The sequence below is a fragment of the Pseudomonas violetae genome (assembly GCF_023072615.1).
Classification (GTDB): Bacteria; Pseudomonadota; Gammaproteobacteria; order Pseudomonadales; family Pseudomonadaceae; genus Aquipseudomonas; species Aquipseudomonas violetae.
The window spans coordinates 81299-105331 of sequence record NZ_JAKNRW010000018.1 but is presented as its reverse complement, the minus strand read 5'-3'; the positions used below and the strand labels follow the sequence as shown (position 1 = coordinate 105331).

Sequence of the window (24033 nt, the reverse complement as noted above, 5' to 3'; positions counted from 1 at the left end):
TGCAGTTGGCGCCCGTGGAGTGGCCGCACTGGCTGAGCCAGGAGCCTCCGAGCCCGTGCGCGCAGTACCATCGGCCACGACGCGGCAAGCAGCCGGCGTGCTGGAGTTACTGGCAGAAAGCACCGGGGGTCTGGGTTAATCAGTGGCAGGAAGTCTGTGAGGATCAGGCGTTGCTGAATCATTTCGAAAAATTGCCGGCCAATGTGTACAAGGTTGAAGCGGATCAGCAAATGATCACCTTGTATTGGGGCGAGAAGGGCGAGGCGACGGTTTTGCAGCAAATCGATGCGACCCTCAAAGCCCTGGCCTGAACCCGATCGCCTGTAGGATCTGCCGAAGGCTGCGATCTTTTGACCTTGTTTGTTAAAGCAAAATCAAGAGATCGCAGCCTTCGGCAGCTCCTGCGGTGGCATCCATGGTGTTGCATCCACCGGTGGCATCCAGATTTTCCCCAGGCAATAAAAAGCCCGACATCAACATCGGGCCGGGTTGGCCAGGCAGGCCGGAAAACGGTGTGGGCTAATCTTGCGTCGGGCATTCGCCAAAAGCGTTGATAATTTTTCCTCCAAGTCCCGCCAGCTTAGCCTCTTAAACAGAAGCTGCCGCGAATTAGGGCGACTTTTCTAACTATTGATTCTATGAATGGCTGAACATGCAGCCGCGTGTTGAAGATCTTCGCGTTACGGAAATGACCGCAAAGTCGCGTTTGCACCCGTATTTTGGGCGATTGACAATTGTCGGAAATTCCGTGAAGGTGACGTACCCAAATCAAACGGGCGTATGAATTGAGCGTTTGCATAGCGCATCGTTCCTACAGAATCCCGACTATCGCGTTGGCGGGTGTGTCGGGTGGATTGGCGTAGCATCGACGAATAACGTCTTGCCAAGCCATTCGCCTGCGTCCGACGTGTACTGTTCAGCTTCCATATCGTGGAGATCAGTTGATGATTTACGAAGGTAAAGCCATCACGGTTAAGGCTCTTGAAAGTGACATCGTCGAATTGAAATTCGACCTCAAGGGTGAGTCCGTCAACAAGTTCAACCGTCTAACCCTGAACGAACTGCGTCAGGCCGTAGACACCATCAAGGCAGATGCTTCGATCAAGGGTGTGATCGTCAGCAGCGGCAAGGACGTCTTTATCGTCGGCGCCGATATCACCGAATTCGTCGAGAACTTCAAGCTGCCCGATGCAGAGCTTGTTGCAGGTAACCTCGAAGCCAACAAGATATTCAGCGATTTCGAAGACCTCAACGTCCCGACTGTCGCCGCGATCAACGGCATCGCCTTGGGTGGCGGTCTGGAAATGTGCCTGGCGGCGGACTACCGCGTCATGTCCACCAAGGCCAAGATCGGTCTGCCGGAAGTCAAGCTGGGCATCTACCCGGGTTTCGGCGGCACCGTGCGCCTGCCGCGCCTGATCGGTGCCGACAACGCCATCGAGTGGATTGCCTCTGGCAAGGAAAACCGTCCTGAAGACGCGCTGAAAGTCGGCGCCGTGGACGCCGTAGTGGCTCCTGAGAAACTGCAGGAAGCGGCCCTGGAACTGATCAAGCGCGCCATTTCCGGTGAGTTTGACTACAAGGCCAAGCGCCAGCCGAAGCTGGAAAAGCTGAAGCTGAATGCGATCGAACAAATGATGGCTTTCGAAACCGCCAAAGGTTTTGTTGCCGGTCAGGCGGGTCCCAATTACCCGGCGCCGGTTGAAGCGATCAAGACCATCCAGAAAGCCGCGAACTTCGGTCGCGACAAGGCTCTGGAAGTCGAAGCGGCAGGTTTTGTGAAACTGGCCAAGACCTCTGCTGCGCAGAGCTTGATCGGTCTGTTCCTGAACGATCAGGAACTGAAGAAAAAGGCCAAGGCCTACGACGAAATCGCTCGCGACGTGAAGCAGGCTGCCGTATTGGGCGCTGGCATCATGGGCGGCGGCATCGCCTATCAGTCGGCTTCCAAAGGTACGCCGATCCTGATGAAGGATATCAACGAACACGGTATCGAGCAGGGCCTGGCTGAAGCCGCCAAGCTGCTGGTTGGCCGCGTTGATAAAGGCCGCATGACGGCTGCGAAAATGGCCGAAGTGCTCAACGGCATTCGTCCAACCCTGTCCTACGGCGACTTCGGTCACGTGGACCTGGTGGTCGAAGCCGTGGTCGAGAACCCGAAAGTCAAGCAGGCTGTACTGGCCGAAGTGGAAGACAAGGTCAAAGAGGACACCATCCTCGCGTCCAACACCTCGACCATTTCCATCACCTTGCTGGCCAAGGCCCTCAAGCGTCCGGAAAACTTCGTCGGCATGCACTTCTTCAACCCGGTGCACATGATGCCGCTGGTGGAAGTGATCCGTGGTGAGAAGTCCAGCGAGCTGGCGGTTGCCACCACCGTTGCCTACGCCAAGAAAATGGGCAAGAACCCGATTGTGGTCAACGACTGCCCGGGCTTCCTGGTCAACCGCGTGCTGTTCCCGTACTTCGGCGGTTTCGCCAAGTTGGTCAGCGCTGGTGTGGACTTCGTGCGCATCGACAAGGTCATGGAAAAATTCGGCTGGCCGATGGGCCCGGCTTACCTGATGGACGTGGTCGGCATCGACACCGGTCACCACGGTCGTGACGTGATGGCTGAAGGCTTCCCGGATCGCATGAAAGACGACCGCCGTTCGGCGATCGACGAGCTCTACGAAGCCAAACGTCTGGGCCAGAAGAACGGCAAGGGCTTCTACGCCTACGAGACCGACAAGAAGGGCAAGCAGAAGAAAGTCGCCGACCCGTCGGTGCTGGAAGTGCTCAAGCCGATCGTTTACGAGCAGCGCGAAGTCACTGACGAAGACATCATCAATTGGATGATGATCCCGCTGTGCCTGGAAACCGTGCGTTGCCTGGAAGACGGCATTGTCGAAACCGCTGCCGAAGCCGACATGGGTCTGGTCTACGGTATTGGTTTCCCTCCATTCCGTGGCGGCGCGTTGCGCTACATCGACTCGATCGGTGTTGCCGAGTTCGTTGCCCTGGCTGACCAGTACGCTGATTTGGGCGCGCTGTACCACCCGACCGCGAAACTGCGTGAAATGGCCAAGACTGGCCAGCGGTTCTTCGGTTAAGCGTCCCAACACTTGAGCGAGAGTGAAATTTTATGAGCTTGAATCCAAGAGACGTCGTGATTGTCGACTTCGGTCGTACTCCGATGGGCCGCTCCAAGGGCGGCATGCACCGCAACACCCGCGCCGAAGACATGTCGGCGCACCTGATCAGCAAGCTGCTGGAACGCAACGTCAAGGTTGACCCGAACGAAGTCGAAGACGTGATCTGGGGCTGCGTTAACCAGACCCTGGAGCAGGGCTGGAACATCGCCCGCATGGCGTCCCTGATGACGCAGATCCCGCACACCGCTGCCGGCCAGACCGTCAGCCGTCTGTGTGGCTCGTCGATGAGCGCGCTGCACACCGCTGCGCAAGCGATCATGACCGGCAACGGTGACGTATTCGTGGTTGGCGGCGTCGAGCATATGGGTCACGTGAGCATGATGCACGGTGTCGATCCGAACCCGCACATGTCGCTGTACGCGGCGAAAGCCTCGGGCATGATGGGCCTGACCGCAGAAATGCTTGGCAAGATGCACGGCATTACTCGCGAACAGCAGGACGCCTTTGGCGTGCGCTCCCACCAACTCGCCCACAAGGCGACCGTGGAAGGCAAGTTCAAGGACGAAATCATCCCGATGCAGGGCTACGACGAGAACGGTTTCCTGAAACTGTTCGACTACGACGAAACCATTCGTCCGGAAACCACCCTGGAAAGCCTGGCGGCGTTGAAGCCAGCGTTTAACCCGAAAGGCGGCACCGTGACAGCCGGTACTTCGTCGCAGATCACCGATGGTGCCTCGTGCATGATCGTGATGTCGGCGCAGCGTGCACAGGACCTGGGCATCCAGCCGCTGGCGGTGATCCGTTCGATGGCAGTGGCAGGTGTGGATCCGGCGATCATGGGCTATGGTCCAGTACCGGCCACCCAGAAAGCACTTAAACGTGCGGGCCTTGGCATCAACGATATCGACTTCTTTGAGCTCAACGAAGCTTTCGCCGCACAGGCCCTGCCAGTGCTGAAAGATCTGAAAGTGCTCGACAAGATGAACGAGAAGGTTAACCTGCACGGCGGCGCGATCGCCTTGGGTCACCCGTTCGGTTGCTCCGGAGCGCGTATCTCCGGCACTCTGCTGAACGTGATGAAGCAAAATGGCGGCAGCCTCGGGGTTGCAACCATGTGCATTGGTCTCGGCCAAGGCATCTCCACCGTCTTCGAACGAGTTTAAGCGTTCTGTTGATGGAAGCCGGGGCCAAGTGCCCCGGTTTTTGTTTTTCTGAATTTTTTTTATTTTTTTTTGAAAAGATTTGTGCGAGGGCCAAACCATGCCGATACACCCCGGGCTCTACCAGCATTACAAAGGTCCGCAGTACCGCGTATTCAGCATTGCGCGACATTCTGAAACAGAAGAAGAAGTCGTCTTCTACCAAGCCCTGTATGGTGATTACGGCTTTTGGGTGCGTCCCCTGAGCATGTTCCTGGAGTCGGTCGAGGTTGACGGCGAACAGGTGCCACGCTTTGCTTTGGTGCAAGCCGAACCGAGTGTTTTTTCCAGGCCATAAGCCGAGTGCGCGCTGAACCCTGCGCTTGACCTCACCTTGTAGCCACTATATATAGCGGTGCCGCGTCAGGCGCCAACCGCCTTTCACTTCTAGAATTCAGGAATTTTCTGATCCATGGGCAAATCGCTGGTCATTGTGGAATCCCCGGCTAAGGCCAAGACCATCAACAAGTATCTGGGTAACCAATACGTGGTGAAGTCGAGTATCGGCCATATCCGAGACCTGCCCACCAGCGGTTCGGCTAGCGCCAGCAAAGAGCCTGCCGCCAAGCGCGGCAAGGCTGCCGCGGGTGAAGGTCCGGTGCTCACGCCGAAAGAGAAATCGCGTAAGCAACTGGTCTCGCGCATGGGCGTGGACCCCGATCATGGCTGGAAAGCCAAGTACGAGATCCTCCCAGGCAAGGAAAAGGTCATCGAGGAGCTGCGCCGGCTCGCCAAGGATGCCGACACCATCTATCTCGCAACCGACTTGGATCGCGAGGGGGAAGCCATTGCCTGGCACCTGCGCGAAGCCATCGGTGGTGACGACAGCCGCTACAAGCGCGTGGTGTTCAACGAAATCACCAAGAAGGCGATTCAGGAAGCCTTCTCCAAGCCCGGCGAGCTGGACATCGATCGTGTTAACGCCCAGCAGGCGCGTCGATTCCTCGACCGCGTGGTGGGCTACATGGTTTCGCCGCTGCTGTGGGCGAAGATCGCCCGTGGCCTGTCTGCCGGCCGCGTGCAATCGGTTGCGGTGAAGCTGGTGGTCGATCGCGAGCGCGAAATTCGCGCGTTCAACCCTGAAGAGTACTGGGAAATCCACGCTGACCTCGGCACCGCAAAGGGCGCCACCGTGCGCTTTGACGTGGCTCGCGAGAAAGGCGAGGCCTTCAAGCCGCTCAACGAAGCCCAGGCCATGGCCGCGCTGGAGAAGCTCAAGGCTTCCAGCTACAGCATCGTCAAGCGCGAAGACAAGCCGACCAGCAGCAAGCCGTCCGCGCCGTTCATCACCTCTACCCTGCAGCAGGCCGCGAGTAACCGCCTGGGCTTCGGCGTGAAGAAAACCATGATGATGGCCCAGCGTCTGTACGAAGCCGGCTACATCACTTATATGCGTACCGACTCCACCAACCTCTCGGCGGATGCCGTGACCATGGCGCGCAGCTACATCGAGACCGAGTTTGGCAAGAAGTACCTGCCGGAAAACCCGAACGTCTATAGCAGCAAGGAAGGCGCACAGGAGGCTCACGAAGCGATTCGTCCTTCTGACGCCAATACCGAGCCAAGCAAGCTGTCGGGCATGGAGCGTGATGCAGAGCGGCTCTACGAGTTGATCTGGCGCCAGTTCCTGGCTTGCCAGATGCTGCCGGCGCAATACCTGTCGACCACGGTCACCGTGGGCGCTGGCGATTTCGAGTTGCGCGCCAAGGGCCGTATCCTCAAGTTCGACGGTTACACCCGCGTCATGCCGCAAATCGCCAAGCCTGGCGATGACGATGTACTGCCGGACATGGCTCAGGGCGACTCGATGAAGCTGATCGAGCTTGATCCGACCCAGCACTTCACCAAGCCGCCTGCGCGTTACTCCGAAGCGAGCCTGGTCAAGGAAATGGAAAAACGCGGCATTGGTCGTCCTTCGACTTACGCAGCGATCATTTCGACCATCCAGGACCGCGGCTACGTTGCGCTGCACAACCGCCGGTTTTACTCGGAAAAAATGGGCGACATCGTTACCGAGCGCCTGTCCGAAAGCTTCTCCAACCTGATGGACTACGGCTTCACGGCCGGCATGGAAGAGAACCTCGATGACGTGGCCCAGGGCGAGCGCGACTGGAAAAGCGTGCTCGACGAATTCTACGGCGACTTCAAGAAGAAACTCGAAGTCGCCGAAAGTGCCGAAGGCGGCATGCGCGCCAACCAGCCGGTGATGACGGATATTCCGTGCGTGGTCTGCGGTCGTCCGATGCAGATTCGTACCGCATCGACTGGGGTGTTCCTGGGTTGCTCAGGCTACAGCCTGCCGCCGAAAGAACGTTGCAAGGCCACCGTCAACCTGGTGCCGGGCGACGAAATCGCTGCGGACGACGAGGGTGAGTCGGAATCCCTGGTGCTGCGTGGCAAGCATCGCTGCCCGATTTGCAGCACGGCGATGGACGCGTACCTGCTGGACGAGAAGCGCAAGTTGCACATTTGCGGCAACAACCCGGACTGCGACGGCTACGAGATCGAAGAAGGCAGCTATCGCATCAAGGGCTACGAAGGTCCGAGCCTGGAATGCGACAAGTGCGGAAGCGAGATGCAACTCAAGACCGGCCGATTCGGCAAGTTCTTCGGCTGCACCAACGCGACCTGCAAGAACACCCGCAAGCTGCTGAAAAGCGGTGAGGCGGCGCCGCCGAAGATGGACCCGGTGAAGATGCCTGAGCTCAAATGCGAAAAGGTCAACGACACCTACATCCTGCGCGACGGTGCTTCCGGGTTGTTCCTGGCTGCCAGCCAGTTCCCGAAAAACCGTGAGACCCGTGCGCCCCTGGTGATGGAAATCATTCCGCACAAGGACGAGATCGATCCGAAGTACCACTTCCTGTGCGAAGCACCGAAAAAGGATCCGGATGGCTTGCCGGCAGTGATTCGTTACAGTCGCAAGACCAAGGAGCAGTACGTGCAGACAGAAGTCGACGGCAAGCCGACTGGCTGGAAGGCGTACTACGACGGCGGTAAGTGGACGGTGGAAGACAAGCGCCCGGCTGCGAAGGGATAATAGGCGCTAGCCCCTGTAGGAGCGAGCGCGCTCGCGATGAACATGAGAGCGCCACGGGGTGTCATGCTCCCCGTGTCATCGTTGACGACCATCGCGAGCAAGCTTGCTCCTACATGACCTGCTTCAAGCAATTATTTCGTTGTGGAGGCTGCCGTCATGGCCCACGAACTCTATACCCGCACCAACCAGAAGATTTATTTCGCCGGCCTGTCGCTCGAAGCGCTGGCCAAAGCCGAAGAGGGGCGGGCGATGAACTCCCTCGCATTGATCCAGGCGGGGCGTGAGTCGGCGTTGTTTCATCTATACGGTGCGCTACTGGGCCTGTGTCATGAGATCGCCGGCTTCTACCGTTTACCCCAGGCCAATGCCCCGCGCGCGGAAATGCTGCTGACTCGCGAAGTGCTGGAAGCCATCGCTATTCCGGAAATGGCCGAAATGCTCGAGCTGGCGCAAAATCCGGAAACCTGGCTGGCGAAGTTGCTGGCCGCTCACTCGGCGCTGTTCCAGCCACCTCGTGCCCCGCACAAGCCCAAGGGTGACGTAACCCAGCCGCTGATTCAGGCAATCAACCTGGACGAGGAACAAGCGCCTCAGGAGCTCAGTCATGAAGAGCTGGAAAGCTGGCGGCAGAACCTCAAGGGCCTGGCCATTCGTTTTCGTGAAGGCTTGAACGAGTGCTGATGGCTGGGGATTCAGCAGTGTAATCAATGGCACTGCTGGTCAAGATCCCGAGCGAAGCATGGCCGATGCCTATATAATCCCCGCCTTTCGTGGAGAACAGACTTTTATGCCAACGTCGTTTCTGGAAATTGTCGAGTTGCCTGACGGCCGTATCGAGCTGCGCAGGGCCGAGGACGAGGGTTCTCTGGTCACTTTGGATTTCTCCGAAGATGCCAAAGCGTTCCTGCAAGGCCAGCACGTGGAAGTCGCCAAGGCGATGTTAAGCGTCGGCGTGCAGATGGCCGGTCGCATGGTTGAAGGCGAATTCGAAAAAGATGAGGGGTCGCGGGTTCTTCATTGATCCCGCCCGTCGGTTTCTGTAGATCGGCTTCTCTGTCCTTTGAGAAGCCCCGCGCATAGTCCTTGCGCGCAGTAGGTTCGCTTAGCCAAGTCGAATATTCAGACTTTGTGCGTCCCCGATCCGGGCGGCGCTTATCAGCTGTTGCCGTTGAGTAGAGCCCAGCGGATTGAGCCAGCTGACAACGGTGTGGCTGCGGCCCAGTCGAAGTGCTTCGCAAGTCAGCTGCTGAGCGCTCTGGGTGCCTCGTGGTTGCAGTAGCAGGATGCGCTCGCGGTTCAGGCCGGCGTCCCGTAACCAGGCCTGGGTCAGGCTGGCGGGCGGGGCGATCAGGGTGAGCCAGCGGGCGTCCTGGTCCTGGCTCAGCTCCCTGAGGATCGGGGCGAGAAGGTTGAGGCAATTCCCGGCCGCACCACGCAGTGACAGTTCGCTGAAGACTTCCGGTTCAGCGCTCCACGGCGATTCGACCACGTCTTTGAGGATGGGCGCCAACGGCTGCACCATGAATGCCTCGAACAACTGCAGTTGGGCTTGCTGTGATGTGTGCGGGAATTGCATAAAGCCTCCTTTAGCGGCGGATGACGCCAACACTCAAGCCTTCGATCACCAGTTCCTGATCTTTCAGGTTGACTTCGATAGGGGCGAACTCAGGATTTTCAGCCAGCAGCCAGACCCTGCTGCCATCGCGCTTGAAGCGTTTGACGGTCACTTCATCGCCGATCCGCGCAACCACGATCTGGCCATTACGGGCCTCGCGAGTGGTATGAACCGCCAGCAGGTCGCCGTCGAAAATGCCGACATCCTTCATGCTCATGCCATGGACGCGCAGCAGGTAGTCAGCGCGTGGATGAAAGAAGGCCGGGTTGATGTTGCAGGACTCTTCGATGTGCTGCTGGGCCAGGATCGGCGCACCGGCAGCCACCCGGCCAATGATCGGCAGGGTGGAGTCGTCGGCGGCCTTGGCTTCAAAGCCCGGAATCCGGATGCCGCGGGACGCGCCCGGGGTCATTTCGATCGCACCCTTGCGGGCCAGGGCCTTGAGGTGTTCTTCGGCCGCGTTGGGCGATTTGAAACCCAGTTCCTGGGCGATTTCCGCACGGGTGGGCGGGTAGCCGTTGTCTTCTAGGCAGCGTTTGATGAAGGCCAGAATCTCTGCTTGGCGTGGCGTCAGCTTTAGCATAATGATCGCTCTGTCTTTTTATACAGTGACTGGGATTATATACAGTGGAACGGTCTTGGCAATGCCCGTTTTTTTGCCTGCCGCTGGACGGTCGATCCGGCCCCTTATTGAAGCTTTGCAGTTGTATGGTTAAATAGCTGACCGACCATTCCCGAAACGAACTGCCAGGCTTGACAAAACAGGGTCTGAAACGTATGTTTCAAACAAGTGTTTGTCAGGCGGAGTAGCCATGGCCCAGTCGGAAACCGTTGAACGCATTCTCGATGCTGCCGAGCAGTTGTTCGCGGAAAAAGGTTTCGCTGAAACCTCGTTGCGCCTGATCACCAGCAAGGCCGGGGTTAACCTGGCTGCGGTGAATTACCACTTTGGCTCGAAAAAAGCCCTGATCCAGGCGGTTTTCTCGCGCTTCCTCGGGCCGTTCTGCCTGAGCCTCGATAAAGAGCTGGAGCGTCGTCAGGCCAAGCCGGAAAACAAGCCGACGCTTGAAGAACTGCTCGAAATTCTGGTTGAGCAAGCCTTGGTGGTGCAGCCACGCAGCGGCAACGACCTGTCGATTTTCATGCGTTTGCTGGGGTTGGCCTTCAGCCAGAGCCAAGGCCATTTGCGTCGTTATCTGGAAGACATGTACGGCAAGGTGTTTCGCCGCTACATGATGCTGGTCAATGAAGCCGCCCCACGCATCCCGCCGATCGAACTGTTCTGGCGTGTGCACTTCATGCTAGGCGCTGCCGCGTTCAGCATGTCGGGGATCAAGGCGCTGCGGGCGATTGCCGAAACCGATTTCGGCGTCAATACGTCTATTGAGCAAGTCATGCGCCTGATGGTGCCGTTCCTGGCTGCTGGCATGCGTGCCGAAACCGGCGTCACTGACTCCGCCATGGCCACCGCGCAGTTGCGTCCGCGCAGTAAATCGACACAGGTTGCCGCTAAGGTTTAACCGCGCACGGGTGGGCGCGGCAGCTGACATCCGCTAAGCTAGCCGCCCATGCCGACTCTCGTTCTGAACCCGTTCTCTATTGCTCTCGTCGACCTGCCGGGCCTGGCCCAGGTGGGCGAATTCTCGCGAGCCGGGTTTTTCGTTATCAAGGAATCTCTATGACTGCTGGCCTGCAAGGCTCGTTGATGGTGGACGTCGCCGGTACCTGGCTGACGGCTGAAGATCGCCATTTGCTGCGTCAACCTGAAGTGGGCGGGCTGATCATTTTCGCCCGCAACATCGAACATCCGCGCCAGGTGCGTGAATTGAGTGCGGCGATCCGCGCGGTCCGCCCCGACCTGTTGCTGGCGGTAGACCAGGAAGGCGGGCGCGTGCAACGCCTGCGCCAGGGTTTCGTGCGCCTGCCGGCCATGCGCGCAATTGCGGACAATCCGAATGCCGAATACCTGGCCGAGCAATGCGGCTGGATCATGGCCACTGAAGTGCTCGCTGTCGGTCTCGACCTGAGCTTCGCGCCGGTACTGGATCTGGATTATCAGCGCAGCGCCGTGGTCGGCACCCGCTCGTTCGAAGGTGATCCGCAGCGAGCGGCGTTGCTGGCTGGCGCGTTCATTCGCGGAATGAACAGCGCAGGTATGGCTGCCACCGGTAAACATTTCCCCGGGCATGGCTGGGCTGAAGCAGATTCCCATGTTGCCATCCCCAACGATGAGCGCAGCCTGGACGAGATCCGCGCCAACGACCTGGTGCCGTTCGCCCGGCTGAGCAAGCAGTTGGCGGCTGTGATGCCGGCCCACGTCATTTACCCGCAAGTCGACTCCCAGCCCGCCGGCTTCTCCCGCCGCTGGTTGCAGGACATCCTGCGCGGCGAGCTGCAATTTGATGGAGTGATCTTCAGTGATGACCTGTCCATGGCTGGCGCCCACGTGGTCGGCGATGCTGCCAGCCGGATCGAAGCGGCGCTGACGGCCGGTTGTGACATGGGCCTGGTGTGCAACGACCGCGCAGCGGCAGAGCTAGCCCTGTCGGCTGCGCAGCGCCTGAAAGTCACGCCTTCGCAGCGTATTGCGCGGATGCGTGGGCAAGCCTTTGTCGGTACCGAATACCGTCAGCAGCCTCGCTGGATGGCCGCCATCGGCGCGCTCAAAGAAGCTCAACTGATTGAATAAGGATTCAGCGTTATGACGGTTTACGCGATCATCGGTGGCACCGGCCTGACCCAGCTTGAAGGCCTGAATATTCGTCAGTCCCTCGCCGTGGACACGCCTTACGGCGCGCCTTCGGCCGAGGTGAAAATCGGTGAATACGCCGGCAAGGAAGTGTTGTTCCTCGCCCGTCACGGCCATCCTCACCGTTTCCCGCCGCATCAGGTGAATTACCGCGCCAACCTCTGGGCCCTGCAGCAGGCCGGAGCCGAAGCGATTCTTGCGGTCAACGCCGTAGGCGGGATCCACAGCGCGATGGGTACCGGGCATTTCTGCGTGCCGCACCAACTGATCGACTACACCAGCGGGCGCCAGCACACATTCTTCGCTGATGACCTGGAGCAGGTGACCCACATCGACTTCAGCTATCCCTACAGCGAGCCGTTGCGCCAGCAGCTGATCGCAGCGCTGGCGGCGGAAGGTGTCGAGTACAGCAGCCAGGGCGTGTACGCCTGCACCCAGGGGCCGCGCCTGGAAACCGTGGCTGAAATCACCCGGCTGGAGCGTGATGGCTGCGATATCGTCGGCATGACCGGCATGCCTGAAGCGGCGCTGGCGCGAGAGCTGGAGCTGGATTACGCCTGCCTGGCGCTGGTGGTGAACCCGGCGGCGGGCAAATCGACGGCGGTGATCACCATGGCCGAGATCGAGCAGGCGCTGCATGATGGGATGGGTAAGGTGAAGTCGACTTTGGCGCGGGTGCTTAAGGGCTAATCAGTTTTGGGACCGAGGTGAGCCCATCGCGGGCAAGCCCGCGATGACGGCCTGACAGGCGCCGCTGTGCTCAGCGCTTCTCAAGCTTATCCGGCAACGGCGCAAACAACGCTTCGATATCATCACTCTGCAACTTCCAGTCCCCGGCACTGCGCCCATCCAGCACGCCCGCCGCCAGGTCGGATTTTTCCTTTTGCAGGTGCTGGATTTTCTCTTCCACCGTGCCCCGGGCAATCATCTTGTAGACGAACACCGGTTTCTCCTGGCCGATGCGATAGGCGCGGTCGGTCGCCTGGTTTTCCGTCGCCGGGTTCCACCATGGGTCATAGTGAATCACCGTGTCCGCTTCGGTCAGGTTCAGGCCGACGCCACCGGCCTTCAAGCTGATCAGAAAGATCTGCCGCTTGCCGCTCTGGAAGTCTTTCACTGGCGCACGGCGATCGCGGGTCTGTCCCGTCAGCAACGCATATTCCACGCCGCGTTTCTTCAGCTCAACCTCGATCAACGCCAGCATCGAAGTGAATTGTGAGAACAACAGAATCCGCCGGCCTTCCTCAAACAGCTCATCGAGCATTTCCATCAAGCTGTCGAGTTTGCCCGAAGTGCTGCCGCGAGTGGGCGGGGCTGCTTCGCTGACCAGGCGCAAGTCGCAACAGACCTGGCGTAGCTTCAACAACGCTTCGAGAATGATGATCTGGCTGCGAGCCACGCCTTTTCGGGTGATCTCGTCGCGCACTTTCTTGTCCATGGCCAGGCGCATGGTTTCGTACACGTCGCGCTGGGCTTCGTTGAGTTCGACCCAATGAATGATCTCGGTTTTCGGTGGTAGTTCCGTCGCCACCTGTTCCTTGGTTCGACGTAGCAGGAATGGTTTGATCCGCCCGTTCAGGTGCTGCAGCCGGACTTCGCTGGCGCGCTTTTCAATGGGCACGCGGTAATCGCGATTGAAGCTCTTCACGTCGCCCAGCCAGCCTGGCAGCAGGAAGTGAAACAGCGACCACAACTCTCCGAGGTGATTCTCCAATGGCGTGCCACTCAGGCACAGGCGCTGGCGCGCGTTCAATTCGCGTGCTGCCTGTGCGGCTTTGCTGTTGGGGTTCTTGATGTACTGCGCTTCATCCAGCACCAGCACATGCAAAGGCTGCAAAGCCAGGCGCTCGACGTCCTTGGGCAGCAGTGCATAGGTGGTCAGGATCAGGTCGTACTCGGCCAAGTGGTCGAAATGTTTTTTGCGACTGGCACCGTACAGCGCCAAGACCTTGAGCTGCGGAGTGAAGTGCGCCGCTTCGTCGAGCCAGTTGGGGATCAGGCTGGTGGGCATCACCACCATGCACGGGCGATCGAGGCGCCCGGCGTTTTTCTCGCTGAGAACGTGCGCCAGGGTCTGCAGGGTTTTCCCCAGACCCATGTCGTCGGCGAGTATGCCGCCGACTTCCAGCTGGCGCAGCGACTGCATCCAGCTCAAACCTTCCAGCTGATAGGGGCGCAGGGTGGCGTTGAGGCCATCAGGCGCGACCGCAGTAAAGTCCTTGATGTCACGCAGGCGCTGGGCGAACGTGCGGATCTGCTCGCCGCCTTCCCAAAGTAGCGGCATGCCTTCCAGCGGGTTGAGGCGCGTGGCGTCGGCCTTGCTCAGGCGCAGCGTGGTTTCGCCGGGTTCCTGCAGGTAGAACTCGCCGAGGGTCGCCAGCACCGGTTTCAACCGACCCAGGGGCAGGGCGACTTGCAACGGGCCGTGCTCGGAGTTGGGCCGATTGGGAATGTTGACCAGGATCAGCTCGTCATCCCGACGCCGTGCCAGGCGCTCTGGGTTGAGGATTTCGGTGTGCGAGCGCATCAGGTTCAACAGGATCGGCAGCAGGCTCAGGCGCTCGCCGTTGACGATGATGCCCAGCTCCAGATCGAACCAGTCCCGTTCCGGCGCCTGTTCGACGATGGCGTACCAATCGTCCACGGCTGTCAGGTCGAAGCCGAAATCTTCATCGATCTGCAGCTCCCAGCCCTGGGTGCGCAGCTTCGGCAGTTCATTGAGGGTAAAGGTCAGCCAGGCGCTGTCGTTGACCATTTCGAACAGTTCGCCGGCGCTTTCCGGCAGGGCCTTGCTTTGGCGCGTGGCGATCTTGAAGCCGAGGATCCGCAGTTGTTCCCTGTAGGACTGTTCCACCTCTGGATGACGCTTTATCCGCAGGGTCTGGGTCTCCTGGCGGATGAGAATGTCGGCGTTTTTCTGGCCGGAGGCGTATTCGTCCAGATAGCTGAACGAGAGCGCGGCGCGATGCTGGATGTAACGCTGCATCTTGCCGTTACGCGGCTCGAACGCACTGAATTCGATACTCGCCAGCCACAGGCGCGGCACCGGCTGGACATTGTCCACCAGAACCTGAGGCACGGTTTTGGGATTGCGGTTTTCCAGCACGGCCGAGAGTTTTTCCAGGAGTTCGGCGTCTTTGGCGGCCGCTGGATAGTCGAGGGTTTCCTGCACCTGCAGGAGTACCGCAGCGCAATGCTTGCAGTTGTTGCGCACCGGGCAACTGCAGGTGGCATCGACCATCAGCAGCGTAGACTTGGCCGATTCACGCAGGCGAATGGTCTGACGGTAGACGTTGCCGCCAGAGCCTTCGCACGCGGCAACGATCGTGGCGTCGCCCACTTCGACGATCCTGACGCGGTTCTCCAGGGCGTAGCGGCGACCACGCTCCAAGCTCTGTTCTTTGAAACGGCTGACCCAGGACGGTGCCAGGGGTTTGCTCAGGGTCGTGGACATAAGGACTTCAATCAGTCCGGAATTTCATCGGGGACTGGCCGCGGCGCGGGGGCGGTCAACGACGTGATCTTGATCAGCAGGCCGAGGTGGCCGTTGTCGAGGAAGTTCAACTGGCCGTTCTTGGTGTGGCTTTCCTGCTTCAGGCGCTCGCTGGAGGTGACCAGACCATTGGCGTCGATCTGGTTGACCCAGAAATCGGCGTCGACGTCGGTGAAGCGCCCCAGTTTCAGGCTCAAGGTGCCCTCTATCGGAAACTGGCCGAACTGATCCGCGCCGTCGCTGACCGCGACCTTGCTCGCTTCTTCGCCCAGGGTCTGTTGCCAGGCCTTGTGCAGCAGCACTGTGTATTCATTGCTGGCCGTGAGTTTTTCCACCTCGCGAGTCAGGCTTGGTGTGCGCAGGCTTTTGGGGCTCACGCGTTGCGCGCCGGCTGCCCAGTCTTCCGGTGCGGCACGGCTGACGATGGCAGGCTCGGCGTTTTGTCGTACCAGGATCATTTCAACTTGATACGTGTCGTCGGCAAACACCGAGGGGGCGACCAGGCTCATCAGCAAGGTCAGTAAGCAAAACAGGCGCATGCGGCGTCCTTCAAGCAGTTTTCGGGATGAGGAGCTCAAGCAGCGCCTCTACAGTATTAAAGCGCTCTTGCGCGTGCTCCATCGGAACCATGAATTTGAACATCGTGGCACCTTCGAATTTGTAGCGCTTGGGCTGGCTCTGGATCAATTTGATCAGCGTCAAAGGGTCGACCGGCGTCTGCGCGGCGAACTCGATACGACCCCCTTGCGGCCCGCCGTCGACTTTCTTGATGCCGAGCAGGTCTGCCTGCAGTTTCAGCGCAGTGATGCGCATCAGGTTCTTGGTCGGTTCCGGCAGCAGGCCGAAGCGGTCGATCATCTCCACCTGCAGGTCCTTGAGGCCGTCTTCGTCGGTGGCCGAGGCAATACGCTTGTAGAGGATCAGCCGGGCGTGCACGTCCGGCAGGTAATCTTCAGGGATCAGCGCCGGCACTCGCAGATTGACTTCAGGGCCGCCCCCCAGGGGTTGGTCGAGGTTCGGTTGTTCGCCCTTGCGGATCGATTTCACCGCGCGTTCGAGCATCTCCATGTACAGGGTGAAGCCCACGGCCTGGATCTGTCCGCTCTGACCGTCGCCTAGCAGCTCGCCAGCCCCACGGATTTCCAGGTCGTTGGTGGCGAGCACAAAGCCCGCGCCGAGGTCCTGGGTATTGGCGATCGCTTCCAGGCGCTTTTCCGCGTCTGCGGTAATCTGCTGGCGCGGTGGCGTGAGTAGGTAGGCGTAGGCCTGGTGGTGACTGCGTCCGACCCGACCGCGCAATTGGTGCAACTGCGCCAGGCCGAACTTGTCGGCACGCTCGATGATGATGGTGTTGGCGCTCGGCACGTCGATGCCGGTCTCGATGATGGTCGAGGCAATCAGCACGTTGAAGCGCTTGTGGTAGAAGTCGCTCATGACCTGTTCGAGTTCGCGCTCGCGCATCTGCCCGTGGCCGATGCCGATGCGGGCTTCCGGCACCAGTTCGGCGAGATCGGCCGCACATTTATCGATGGTCTTGACGTCGTTGTGCAGGTAGTAGACCTGGCCGCCACGCAGTAACTCACGCAGCAGGGCCTCTTTGACCGTGCTCTTGTTCTGCTCCATGACGAAAGTCCGCACCGACAGGCGACGGGCCGGCGGCGTGGCGATGATCGACAGGTCGCGCATGCCCGACACCGCCATGTTCAGCGTGCGCGGAATCGGTGTGGCAGTCAGGGTGAGGATATCGACTTCGCTGCGCAGCGCCTTGAGCTGTTCCTTCTGGCGCACACCAAAGCGGTGTTCTTCGTCGATGATCACCAGCCCCAGGTTCTTGATCTTGACGTCGTCCGACAGCAGCTTGTGGGTGCCGATGACGATGTCGATCTTGCCTTCGGCGAGGTCGACGATGGCCGCATTCACTTCCTTGGGCGACTTGAAGCGGCTCATCACTTCCACGCTCACCGGCCAGTCGGCGAAGCGGTCGCGAAAGCTGTTGTAGTGCTGCTGGGCGAGCAGGGTGGTCGGCACCAGGATGGCCACCTGGCGACCGCCGTGCACCGCGATGAAGGCTGCGCGCATCGCCACTTCGGTCTTGCCGAAACCTACGTCGCCGCAGACCAGGCGGTCCATCGGCTTGGGCGCCAGCATGTCGGCGCGCACGGCTTCGATGGTGGTTTGCTGGTCCGGGGTTTCCTCGAACGGGAAGCCGGCGCTGAAGGTGGCGTAGTCGGCTTTCGGATCTTCGAAGGCATAACCTTCACGTGCCGCTCGACGGGCATAGATGTCGAGCAATTCGGCGGCCACATCGCGCACCTGCTCGGCGGCCTTGCGCTTGGCTTTCTGCCAGGTTTCGGAGCCGAGGCGGTGCAGCGGCGCCAGGGCGTCGTCGCTGCCGGTATAACGGGCGATCAGGTGCAGGTTGGCCACGGGCACGTAGAGCTTGGCACCTTCGGCATATTGCAGGGTGAGGAATTCGGCGGCCTGATCGTCGATTTCCAGGGTCGCCAGGCCGAGGTAACGACCGACCCCGTGATCGATGTGCACCACCGGCGCGCCTTCGCGCAGCTCGGTGAGGTTCTTGATGACCGCGTCGTTGTTCGCGTCGGCGCGTTTCTCCCGACGTCGGCGCTGCATGACGCGTTGGCCGAACAGCGGGCTTTCCGCGACCAGTGCGAGGGCTGGATCATCGAGCACCAGGCCTTCGTCCAGCGGCGCGATGGTGATTGCCAGGCGCTCCTTGCCGGCAACGAAATCCGGCCAGCTGTCGACGGTTTTCGGTCGCAGCTTCAGGCGTTCGAGCAGTTCCAGCAACACTTCGCGACGGCCTGCGGATTCGGCGGTAAACAGCACGCGGCCGGGAAATTCGTCGAGGAAACCGGCCAGTGCCGCCAACGGTTGAGTGGCCTTGGCTTCGATGGCCAGGTTGGGCAGCTCGCGGGCGGGGAAGCGCTCGCGACCGACGCCGGTTTCCACGTCCTGCTGGCTGGCCACCACGCGCGGCCAGTTTTTCAGGCGGGCAAAGCAGTCTTCCACCGGCAGGAACAACTCGGCGGGTGGCAATAAAGGCCGTGCCGGATCGACGCGACGTTCTTCATAACGATTGCGCACGTCGTTCCAGAAGTTTTCCGCCGCCTGTTCAATGCCTGGCAGGGAGAACACCTGGGTGTCTTGGGGCAGGTAATCGAAAAGGGTCGAGGTTTCATCGAAGAACAGCGGCAGGTAGTACTCGATGCCGGCCGGGGTAATCCCGCTGCTCAAATCCTGGAAGATCGGGCAGCGCCGGAAGTCGACGTCGAAGCGTTCGCGAAAGCGTGCCTTGAAGCGGGTGACTGCATCTTTCTGCAGCGGAAATTCCCGCGCAGGCAGCAGACGCACGGTGTCGACCTTGTCGATGGAGCGCTGGTTCTCCGGATCGAAGGTGCGCAAGGTCTCGATTTCGTCATCGAACAGATCGATACGGAACGGCAGTTTGCTGCCCATCGGGAACAGGTCGATGAGCGAGCCACGCACGGTGAATTCGCCGTGCTCGTAAACGGTATCGACATAGCGATAGCCACTGGCCTCAAGCCGGGTGCGCATCTGCTCGACGTCAAGTTTCTGGCCGACGTCCAGCACCAGGCTGCTACCGAGCAAAAATTTGGTCGGAGCCAGGCGGTGCAGGGCAGTGGTGATCGGTACCACCAGCACGCCATGACTCAGCTCCGGCAGCCTGTACAAGGCCGAGATGCGCTGGGAGATGATGTCCTGGTGCGGCGAAAACAGGTCGTAGGGCAAGGTTTCCCAGTCCGGGAAATGCAGTACGGGCAAATCCGGGGCGAAGAAACCCAGCTCCTGTTCCAGCCGCTCGGCACTTTGGCTGTCGGCGGTGAGCAGCAGGGTAAAGCGCTTGGCAGCGCTGGCAGCCTCGGCAATGGCCAGGCTCAGGGCGGCACCGGGCAGATTGCCCCAGTGCTGTTTACCTGCCGCGGCAGGGAGAAGCGGTAGACGCAGAACGGGCACGGAAGGTTGAGCTCCAAGCGTTGCGACAAAGTCGGTAATTGTAGCGGTCCCGGGTATCGCCTGTCAGTTGCAGACTGTGTCTATTACGCAGGTTGGGCGAAATGTAGTGGTAAAGACAAAATCGGCGGTTTTTTTAGGGAAAATTACCGAATATGTAGTGGTAAAAGCGACCGGTGTTACGGATGGTTACGGACAAGGCAGCCCTGTCTCCAAAAAAATGACGGCGCTGGAAGGCCCGTGTTTACTGGGCTGCAGCGCGGCTTATTTTTTTTGGACGGATTTTTGTTACGGATCGTACGACAAGCGCGCATTGCTACGAGAGGCACTCGGCGGCATAATGTAGCCCCTTTTTTCTGCCCCTACATGTGGAAGGTTCCCGTGACTCAGAAGCCCGACCAGTGTCTTGGTGAATGGATCGACCGTGAAGCACTCGCAGAAGCGATGATTCCGCTTATCGGTCAGCTCTACCGCAATAACAACGTGGTGAGCTCGATCTATGGCCGCAGCCTGATCAATCGTTCAGTCATTGCGATTCTCAAAGCCCACCGCTTTGCTCGTCATCGCCAGTCCGATGACAGCGAATTGTCCGTCCACGAAACATTCCCGCTGCTCAAGGCGATGAGCGAACTCAAGCTCGGCGCCGCTTCGGTAGACCTGGGCAAGCTTGCGGTCAAATTCAAGACCGAAGGCAATGGCCGCACTGCCGAGCAGTTCGTCCGCGAAGAACTGGCTGACGTTGTTGGTCAGCAGAACGCCTCCGCTCGCAAGGGCACCGACGTGGTCCTGTACGGCTTCGGTCGTATCGGCCGCCTGCTGGCGCGCATCCTGATCGAGAAAACCGGTGGTGGCGACGGCCTGCGCCTGCGCGCCATCGTGGTCCGCAAGGGCGCCGAGAATGACCTGGTCAAGCGCGCAAGCCTGCTGCGTCGTGACTCGGTTCATGGTCCGTTCGACGGCACCATCACCATTGACGAAGCCAACAACACCATCACCGCCAACGGCAACCTGATCCAGGTTATCTACGCGAAAAACCCAACTGAGGTGGACTACACCCAGTACGGCATCAAAGACGCGCTGCTGGTGGACAACACTGGTGTATGGCGTGACGCCGACGGCCTGGGCCAGCACTTGGCATGCCCGGGTGTCGACCGCGTTGTTCTGACCGCGCCTGGCAAAGGCAAGCTGAAGAACATCGTGCACGGCATCAACCACGGCGATATCACCGCTGACGACAAAATTGTTTCCGCCGCTTCCTGCACCACCAACGCCATCGTGCCGGTGCTCAAGGCTGTGAACGACAAGTTCGGCATCGTTAATGGTCACGTTGAAACCGTTCACTCGTACACCAACGACCAGAACCTGATCGACAACTTCCACAAGGGCGATCGCCGTGGCCGTAGCGCCGCGCTGAACATGGTCATCACCGAGACCGGTGCCGCTACCGCTGCTGCCAAGGCCCTGCCTGAGCTGGCCGGCAAGCTGACCGGTAACGCGATCCGCGTTCCGACGCCTAACGTGTCGATGGCCATTCTCAACCTGAACCTTGAGAAAGCCACCACCCGCGAAGAGATCAACGAGTACCTGCGCCAGATGGCCATGCACTCCGATCTGCACAAGCAAATCGACTACGTCAACTCGCAGGAAGTGGTTTCCACCGACTTCGTTGGCTCGCGCCACGCAGGCGTTGTGGACGCTGAGGCGACCATCACCCAGGATAACCGCGTCGTTCTGTACGTTTGGTACGACAACGAGTTCGGTTACAGCTGCCAGGTGGTTCGCGTGATGGAAGACATGGCCGGTGTAAACCCGCCAGCATTCCCGCGCTAAGCTTCAGATGTAATTAAAAACGCCCCGGCCTTGGTCGGGGCGTTTTTGTTGTGCGGTGTGCTTATAACTTTTTAGTCTTCTTTGCCGAGAGTTAATAATCATCTGATTTGCTGATGCCGGTGTGTTGGTTAATGACAAGGATAAACTTCCAGCAAAATAAGCAGTTGCCGGTTAATCGCGACACAAGTTGTTTCGCGGGTTGAATTTTAATAGCGTTATCTAATTGGCGTCATTTAATTGTTTCCTTCAAAGGCTTGACACTCTCGCGCACTGAAACTAGTGTCGCCTATGACAGCCCGCTCTGCCTCGGGCTTCGTCGATTTTTTGCTTGTGCGCCAAGTTACAACTCTCCAAAAAGACAGGGATCTCATTCCTGCTCACATCACTATAAATCCAATTAAAACTGTTCCGGCTTAGTTGCCGTGCAGCGCCCTGTTTCGTATTGCTCACCCTGCCGAAAGTGTTTCGCGGTCATGGCCTGTTATTGCCTGGCTTTTACGCGGTTGGTCTCTCGGGAGAGTTGAACATGGCTGAAGAACGCTCAAGATTGCTGTCGTTGCTTCCCCGCCTGGTGGGGTTGGGAGTCCTCGGGTTTGTCGTCTGGTTACTGTTGTCGACACTGCTGATGCCCTTGGTGTCGGCCTCTGCCACCCGGGCAATTTTAAATGCGCCGGTGATCCTGCTCACTACGCCCATCGATGGCGTGGTCAGTGCGTTGGAAGTCAAACCCGGCGCGACCTTTGTCCAAGGCCAGAAAATCGCCGTGGTGGAAAACCCGCGAGCGAATCAGGAAACCTTGCTGACCCTGCAAACACGGCGGCTCACCCTTGAACAGCAAATATCATCCTCGGCCAGCCAGGCCGAACATGATCAGCAGTATTACGAGGCGTTGGAAAAAACCAGCCAGCAGTACCAGACCGCCTTTCATACCCGGCAACTCTTTACCCAGAGAGCCCTGAGGGCCGAAAGCAGTGCTGCCAGTGCGCGGTTGATGGACGCCCGGGAAACCGTCGAGCGCAACCTGGAGTTGTTCGTGCAAGGGGCGGTGAGTGGCGCGGTGGTGGCCTCGTCGAAAGCGCAGCTGGCTTCTTTGCAAGGTGCGGCCGAGTCGGTTCGTTCACAGTTACGCATTAACGACGGCGACGTCAGTGCGGCCAACAAGCAGGTGTACCTCGACCCCGATCAGCTGCGCATGTTTGACCTGAGCGCGCAAATGACCACGCTCAAGCTCAGCCTGGAAAATCAGGCGCGAAATCGGGAGACCTATCAACAGGAACTCGACAATCTCAACCGTTTGATCGATGCCGAACAGAACCGGGTCAAGCTGATGGCCGGTTACGATGTCGTGGCTTATTCGCCGGGTACTGTCCAGGAACTCCTGGCGCCCCAGGGCACCCTGGTACAGGCCGGTTCGACCTTGCTGCGCGCCACCGATTGCGGTCAGAGCTACGTGATTGCGGTATTTCCCGAGCGCATGGCCAGCAAGATCGACCGCGACAGCGTGCTGACGGTGAAAATCCGCGGCCTTGCCGAACCGCTCAAGGCCAGCGTGGTGCAGTTGTTATCCAGCGCTTCGGACATTCGCGCCAACTCCTACAGCGTGCCGTTTCCCTACGCCGAGCAGAACTCGGTGTATGTGGTCGGCACCTTTGCCGCCGACCTCACCGATAGCCAGCGCGCCATGACCTGCAACCCCGGGCTGTGGGCCAGTGCCGAGGTGTCGCGGCCATGAACGGCCTCTTGCGCAGTATTGTCAGCGTGCTGCTCATGGGCACTGGCGCCTCGACATTGGCGGCCGCGGCCAGGCCACAACTGGCGACCATGACCTGCGCCGCGCTCGATCGCGCCGTGACCACGCAGCCGGCGGGGCCGGTGCTGGTGGCCAGTTACCCAGCGTTGAATGGTCAGCCGGCGCCCATCCTGGCCTTGCGCGGGGTGGCGTTCACTTACGACAACGCTCTGGCGAGCATTGCCTTGTTCGCCTGCGGCAAGGCCGGGTCGGCGCGGCGCATCGCCGATGCCCTGGTCTTCGCCATCAACCACGATCCCGAATATCACGATGGCCGTTTGCGCAACGCCTACGCTGCCGGCCCTGTGGGTGCGCCGCCGATGAAGCTGCCCGGCTACTGGAGCACCGAACGCAACGCTTGGAATCAGGACGCCTATCAAGTCAGCAGTGCTACCGGTAACCAGGCTTGGGCAGCGTTGGCGTTGCTCGAGGCCTTTCGCCAAAGCGGCGAACGTTCCTATCTGGAAGCAGCGAGGAAAGTCCTGCGCTGGTCGCAGGAAAATACCTACGACGCCCAGGCACCGGCCGGCTTCAGTGGTGGCTACTACGGCTATTTCAACCAGCAGATCCAGCAGAGCTGGAAGTCCACCGAGCACAACGTCGACCTGGCGGCTGCCTGGTCGGCCCTCGACGCCCTGGCCCCGGACCCGGCAACGGCGCAACAGGCGCAGATCGCCCGGCAGTTTGTCGCCAGTCAATGGGACGCAACAGAAGGGCGCTTTCTGATCGGCACCGGGGCGGATGGCCAGACATCGGACCGCCTGCGTTCCGGACTGGATGCGCAGATATGGCCGTTGATTGCCTTGCACGACCCGCCCGGGGATTGGCGTCGGGTCTTCGCTTTCGTGGATCGCGCGCACCGTGCCGGCGCCGGTTACGGCTTCAACCGCGATCCCGATGGTTTGTGGACCGAAGGCACCGCGCAAGCCGCTGCGGTCGCGCAACTGAACGGCCTGGGAGACAAGGCGCTGCCACTGTGGAGTGTTTTGCTGGCCCAGGAAGCGGGCAATGGCTGGCTGTTTGCAACCCCGGCAGAGCGCATCAGTACCGGGCTGGCCATAGGCCCGGACTCGGTCACAAACGATTTTTTCTATTACCACCTGCCTCACCTGGGCGCCACGGCGTGGGCGGCGATTGCGGCCACCGGCGTCAATCCCTTTACCGGTTCGCTAGAGGCTGACTGAC

The 24033-nt window shown here is 59.8% G+C and carries 18 protein-coding genes; 13 read left to right on the top strand and 5 right to left on the bottom strand.

Going from position 1 to position 24033, the window contains the following annotated elements; genetic code table 11:
• The 7 genes from L9059_RS19675 to L9059_RS19645 all read left to right on the top strand — a co-directional run.
• Positions 1–311, top strand: a 311-nt coding sequence (locus L9059_RS19675) for a hypothetical protein (RefSeq protein ID WP_247292596.1), incomplete at its 5' end; no start/stop codon positions are given.
• Between the two features lie 633 nt (positions 312–944).
• Entirely contained in the window at positions 945–3092 is a 2148-nt protein-coding gene (gene fadB, locus L9059_RS19670; RefSeq protein ID WP_247292595.1) for a fatty acid oxidation complex subunit alpha FadB, read from the top strand.
• Positions 3093–3124: 32 nt separating this feature from the next.
• Positions 3125–4300: an acetyl-CoA C-acyltransferase FadA gene (gene fadA / locus L9059_RS19665; RefSeq protein WP_045062413.1), complete on the top strand. Its 1176-nt coding sequence runs from the start codon at positions 3125–3127 to the stop codon at positions 4298–4300.
• Positions 4301–4397: 97 nt separating this feature from the next.
• Complete coding sequence (locus L9059_RS19660; RefSeq protein WP_247292594.1) at positions 4398–4634, top strand: DUF1653 domain-containing protein; 237 nt, start codon at positions 4398–4400, stop codon at positions 4632–4634.
• A gap of 114 nt (positions 4635–4748) precedes the next feature.
• Positions 4749–7376 (top strand): type I DNA topoisomerase, encoded by a 2628-nt coding sequence (gene topA, locus L9059_RS19655; RefSeq protein WP_247292593.1) that lies wholly within the window; start codon positions 4749–4751, stop codon positions 7374–7376.
• A 156-nt stretch (positions 7377–7532) separates the two neighbouring features.
• Positions 7533–8057: a DUF6586 family protein gene (locus L9059_RS19650; RefSeq protein ID WP_247292592.1), complete on the top strand. Its 525-nt coding sequence runs from the start codon at positions 7533–7535 to the stop codon at positions 8055–8057.
• Between the two features lie 106 nt (positions 8058–8163).
• Entirely contained in the window at positions 8164–8397 is a 234-nt protein-coding gene (locus L9059_RS19645) for a hypothetical protein (protein ID WP_034148009.1), read from the top strand.
• 81 nt (positions 8398–8478) lie between these two features.
• Here L9059_RS19645 and sulA read toward each other — a convergent pair whose 3' ends face one another.
• Positions 8479–8952, bottom strand: a complete 474-nt coding sequence (sulA, locus tag L9059_RS19640; RefSeq protein ID WP_247292591.1) for an SOS-induced cell division inhibitor SulA — start codon at positions 8950–8952, stop codon at positions 8479–8481.
• Between the two features lie 10 nt (positions 8953–8962).
• Complete coding sequence (lexA, locus tag L9059_RS19635) at positions 8963–9574, bottom strand: transcriptional repressor LexA (RefSeq protein WP_247292590.1); 612 nt, start codon at positions 9572–9574, stop codon at positions 8963–8965.
• A 229-nt stretch (positions 9575–9803) separates the two neighbouring features.
• Between lexA and L9059_RS19630 the strand changes: the two genes are divergently transcribed.
• From L9059_RS19630 to L9059_RS19620, 3 genes are all read left to right on the top strand, one after another.
• On the top strand, positions 9804–10511 hold the full coding sequence (locus tag L9059_RS19630) for a TetR/AcrR family transcriptional regulator (protein ID WP_008037709.1): 708 nt from the start codon (positions 9804–9806) through the stop codon (positions 10509–10511).
• A 158-nt stretch (positions 10512–10669) separates the two neighbouring features.
• Positions 10670–11680, top strand: coding sequence for a beta-N-acetylhexosaminidase (gene nagZ / locus L9059_RS19625; protein ID WP_247292589.1), 1011 nt, complete (start codon positions 10670–10672; stop codon positions 11678–11680).
• A 12-nt stretch (positions 11681–11692) separates the two neighbouring features.
• Positions 11693–12430, top strand: a complete 738-nt coding sequence (locus L9059_RS19620) for an S-methyl-5'-thioinosine phosphorylase (protein ID WP_247292588.1) — start codon at positions 11693–11695, stop codon at positions 12428–12430.
• 70 nt (positions 12431–12500) lie between these two features.
• Here L9059_RS19620 and L9059_RS19615 read toward each other — a convergent pair whose 3' ends face one another.
• From L9059_RS19615 to mfd, 3 genes are read right to left on the bottom strand one after another with little or no spacing between them, the layout of a single operon-like run.
• On the bottom strand, positions 12501–15194 hold the full coding sequence (locus L9059_RS19615; RefSeq protein ID WP_247292587.1) for a DEAD/DEAH box helicase: 2694 nt from the start codon (positions 15192–15194) through the stop codon (positions 12501–12503).
• Positions 15195–15205: 11 nt separating this feature from the next.
• Positions 15206–15772 (bottom strand): CsiV family protein, encoded by a 567-nt coding sequence (locus tag L9059_RS19610; protein WP_247292586.1) that lies wholly within the window; start codon positions 15770–15772, stop codon positions 15206–15208.
• A 10-nt stretch (positions 15773–15782) separates the two neighbouring features.
• Positions 15783–19232, bottom strand: a complete 3450-nt coding sequence (mfd, locus tag L9059_RS19605; RefSeq protein ID WP_247292585.1) for a transcription-repair coupling factor — start codon at positions 19230–19232, stop codon at positions 15783–15785.
• 363 nt (positions 19233–19595) lie between these two features.
• Between mfd and L9059_RS19600 the strand changes: the two genes are divergently transcribed.
• The 3 genes from L9059_RS19600 (at position 19596) to L9059_RS19590 (ending at position 24032) form a co-directional block, all read left to right on the top strand.
• Positions 19596–21059 carry a glyceraldehyde-3-phosphate dehydrogenase gene (locus L9059_RS19600; protein WP_247292584.1) on the top strand — a complete coding sequence of 488 codons (1464 nt, stop codon included), beginning with the start codon at positions 19596–19598 and terminating at the stop codon, positions 21057–21059.
• 526 nt (positions 21060–21585) lie between these two features.
• Entirely contained in the window at positions 21586–22791 is a 1206-nt protein-coding gene (locus L9059_RS19595) for an HlyD family secretion protein (protein ID WP_247292583.1), read from the top strand.
• Positions 22788–24032, top strand: a complete 1245-nt coding sequence (locus tag L9059_RS19590) for a hypothetical protein (protein ID WP_247292582.1) — start codon at positions 22788–22790, stop codon at positions 24030–24032. The genes L9059_RS19595 and L9059_RS19590 overlap by 4 nt, the downstream gene beginning before the upstream one ends.
• The last annotated feature ends 1 nt before the right edge of the window (position 24033 follow it).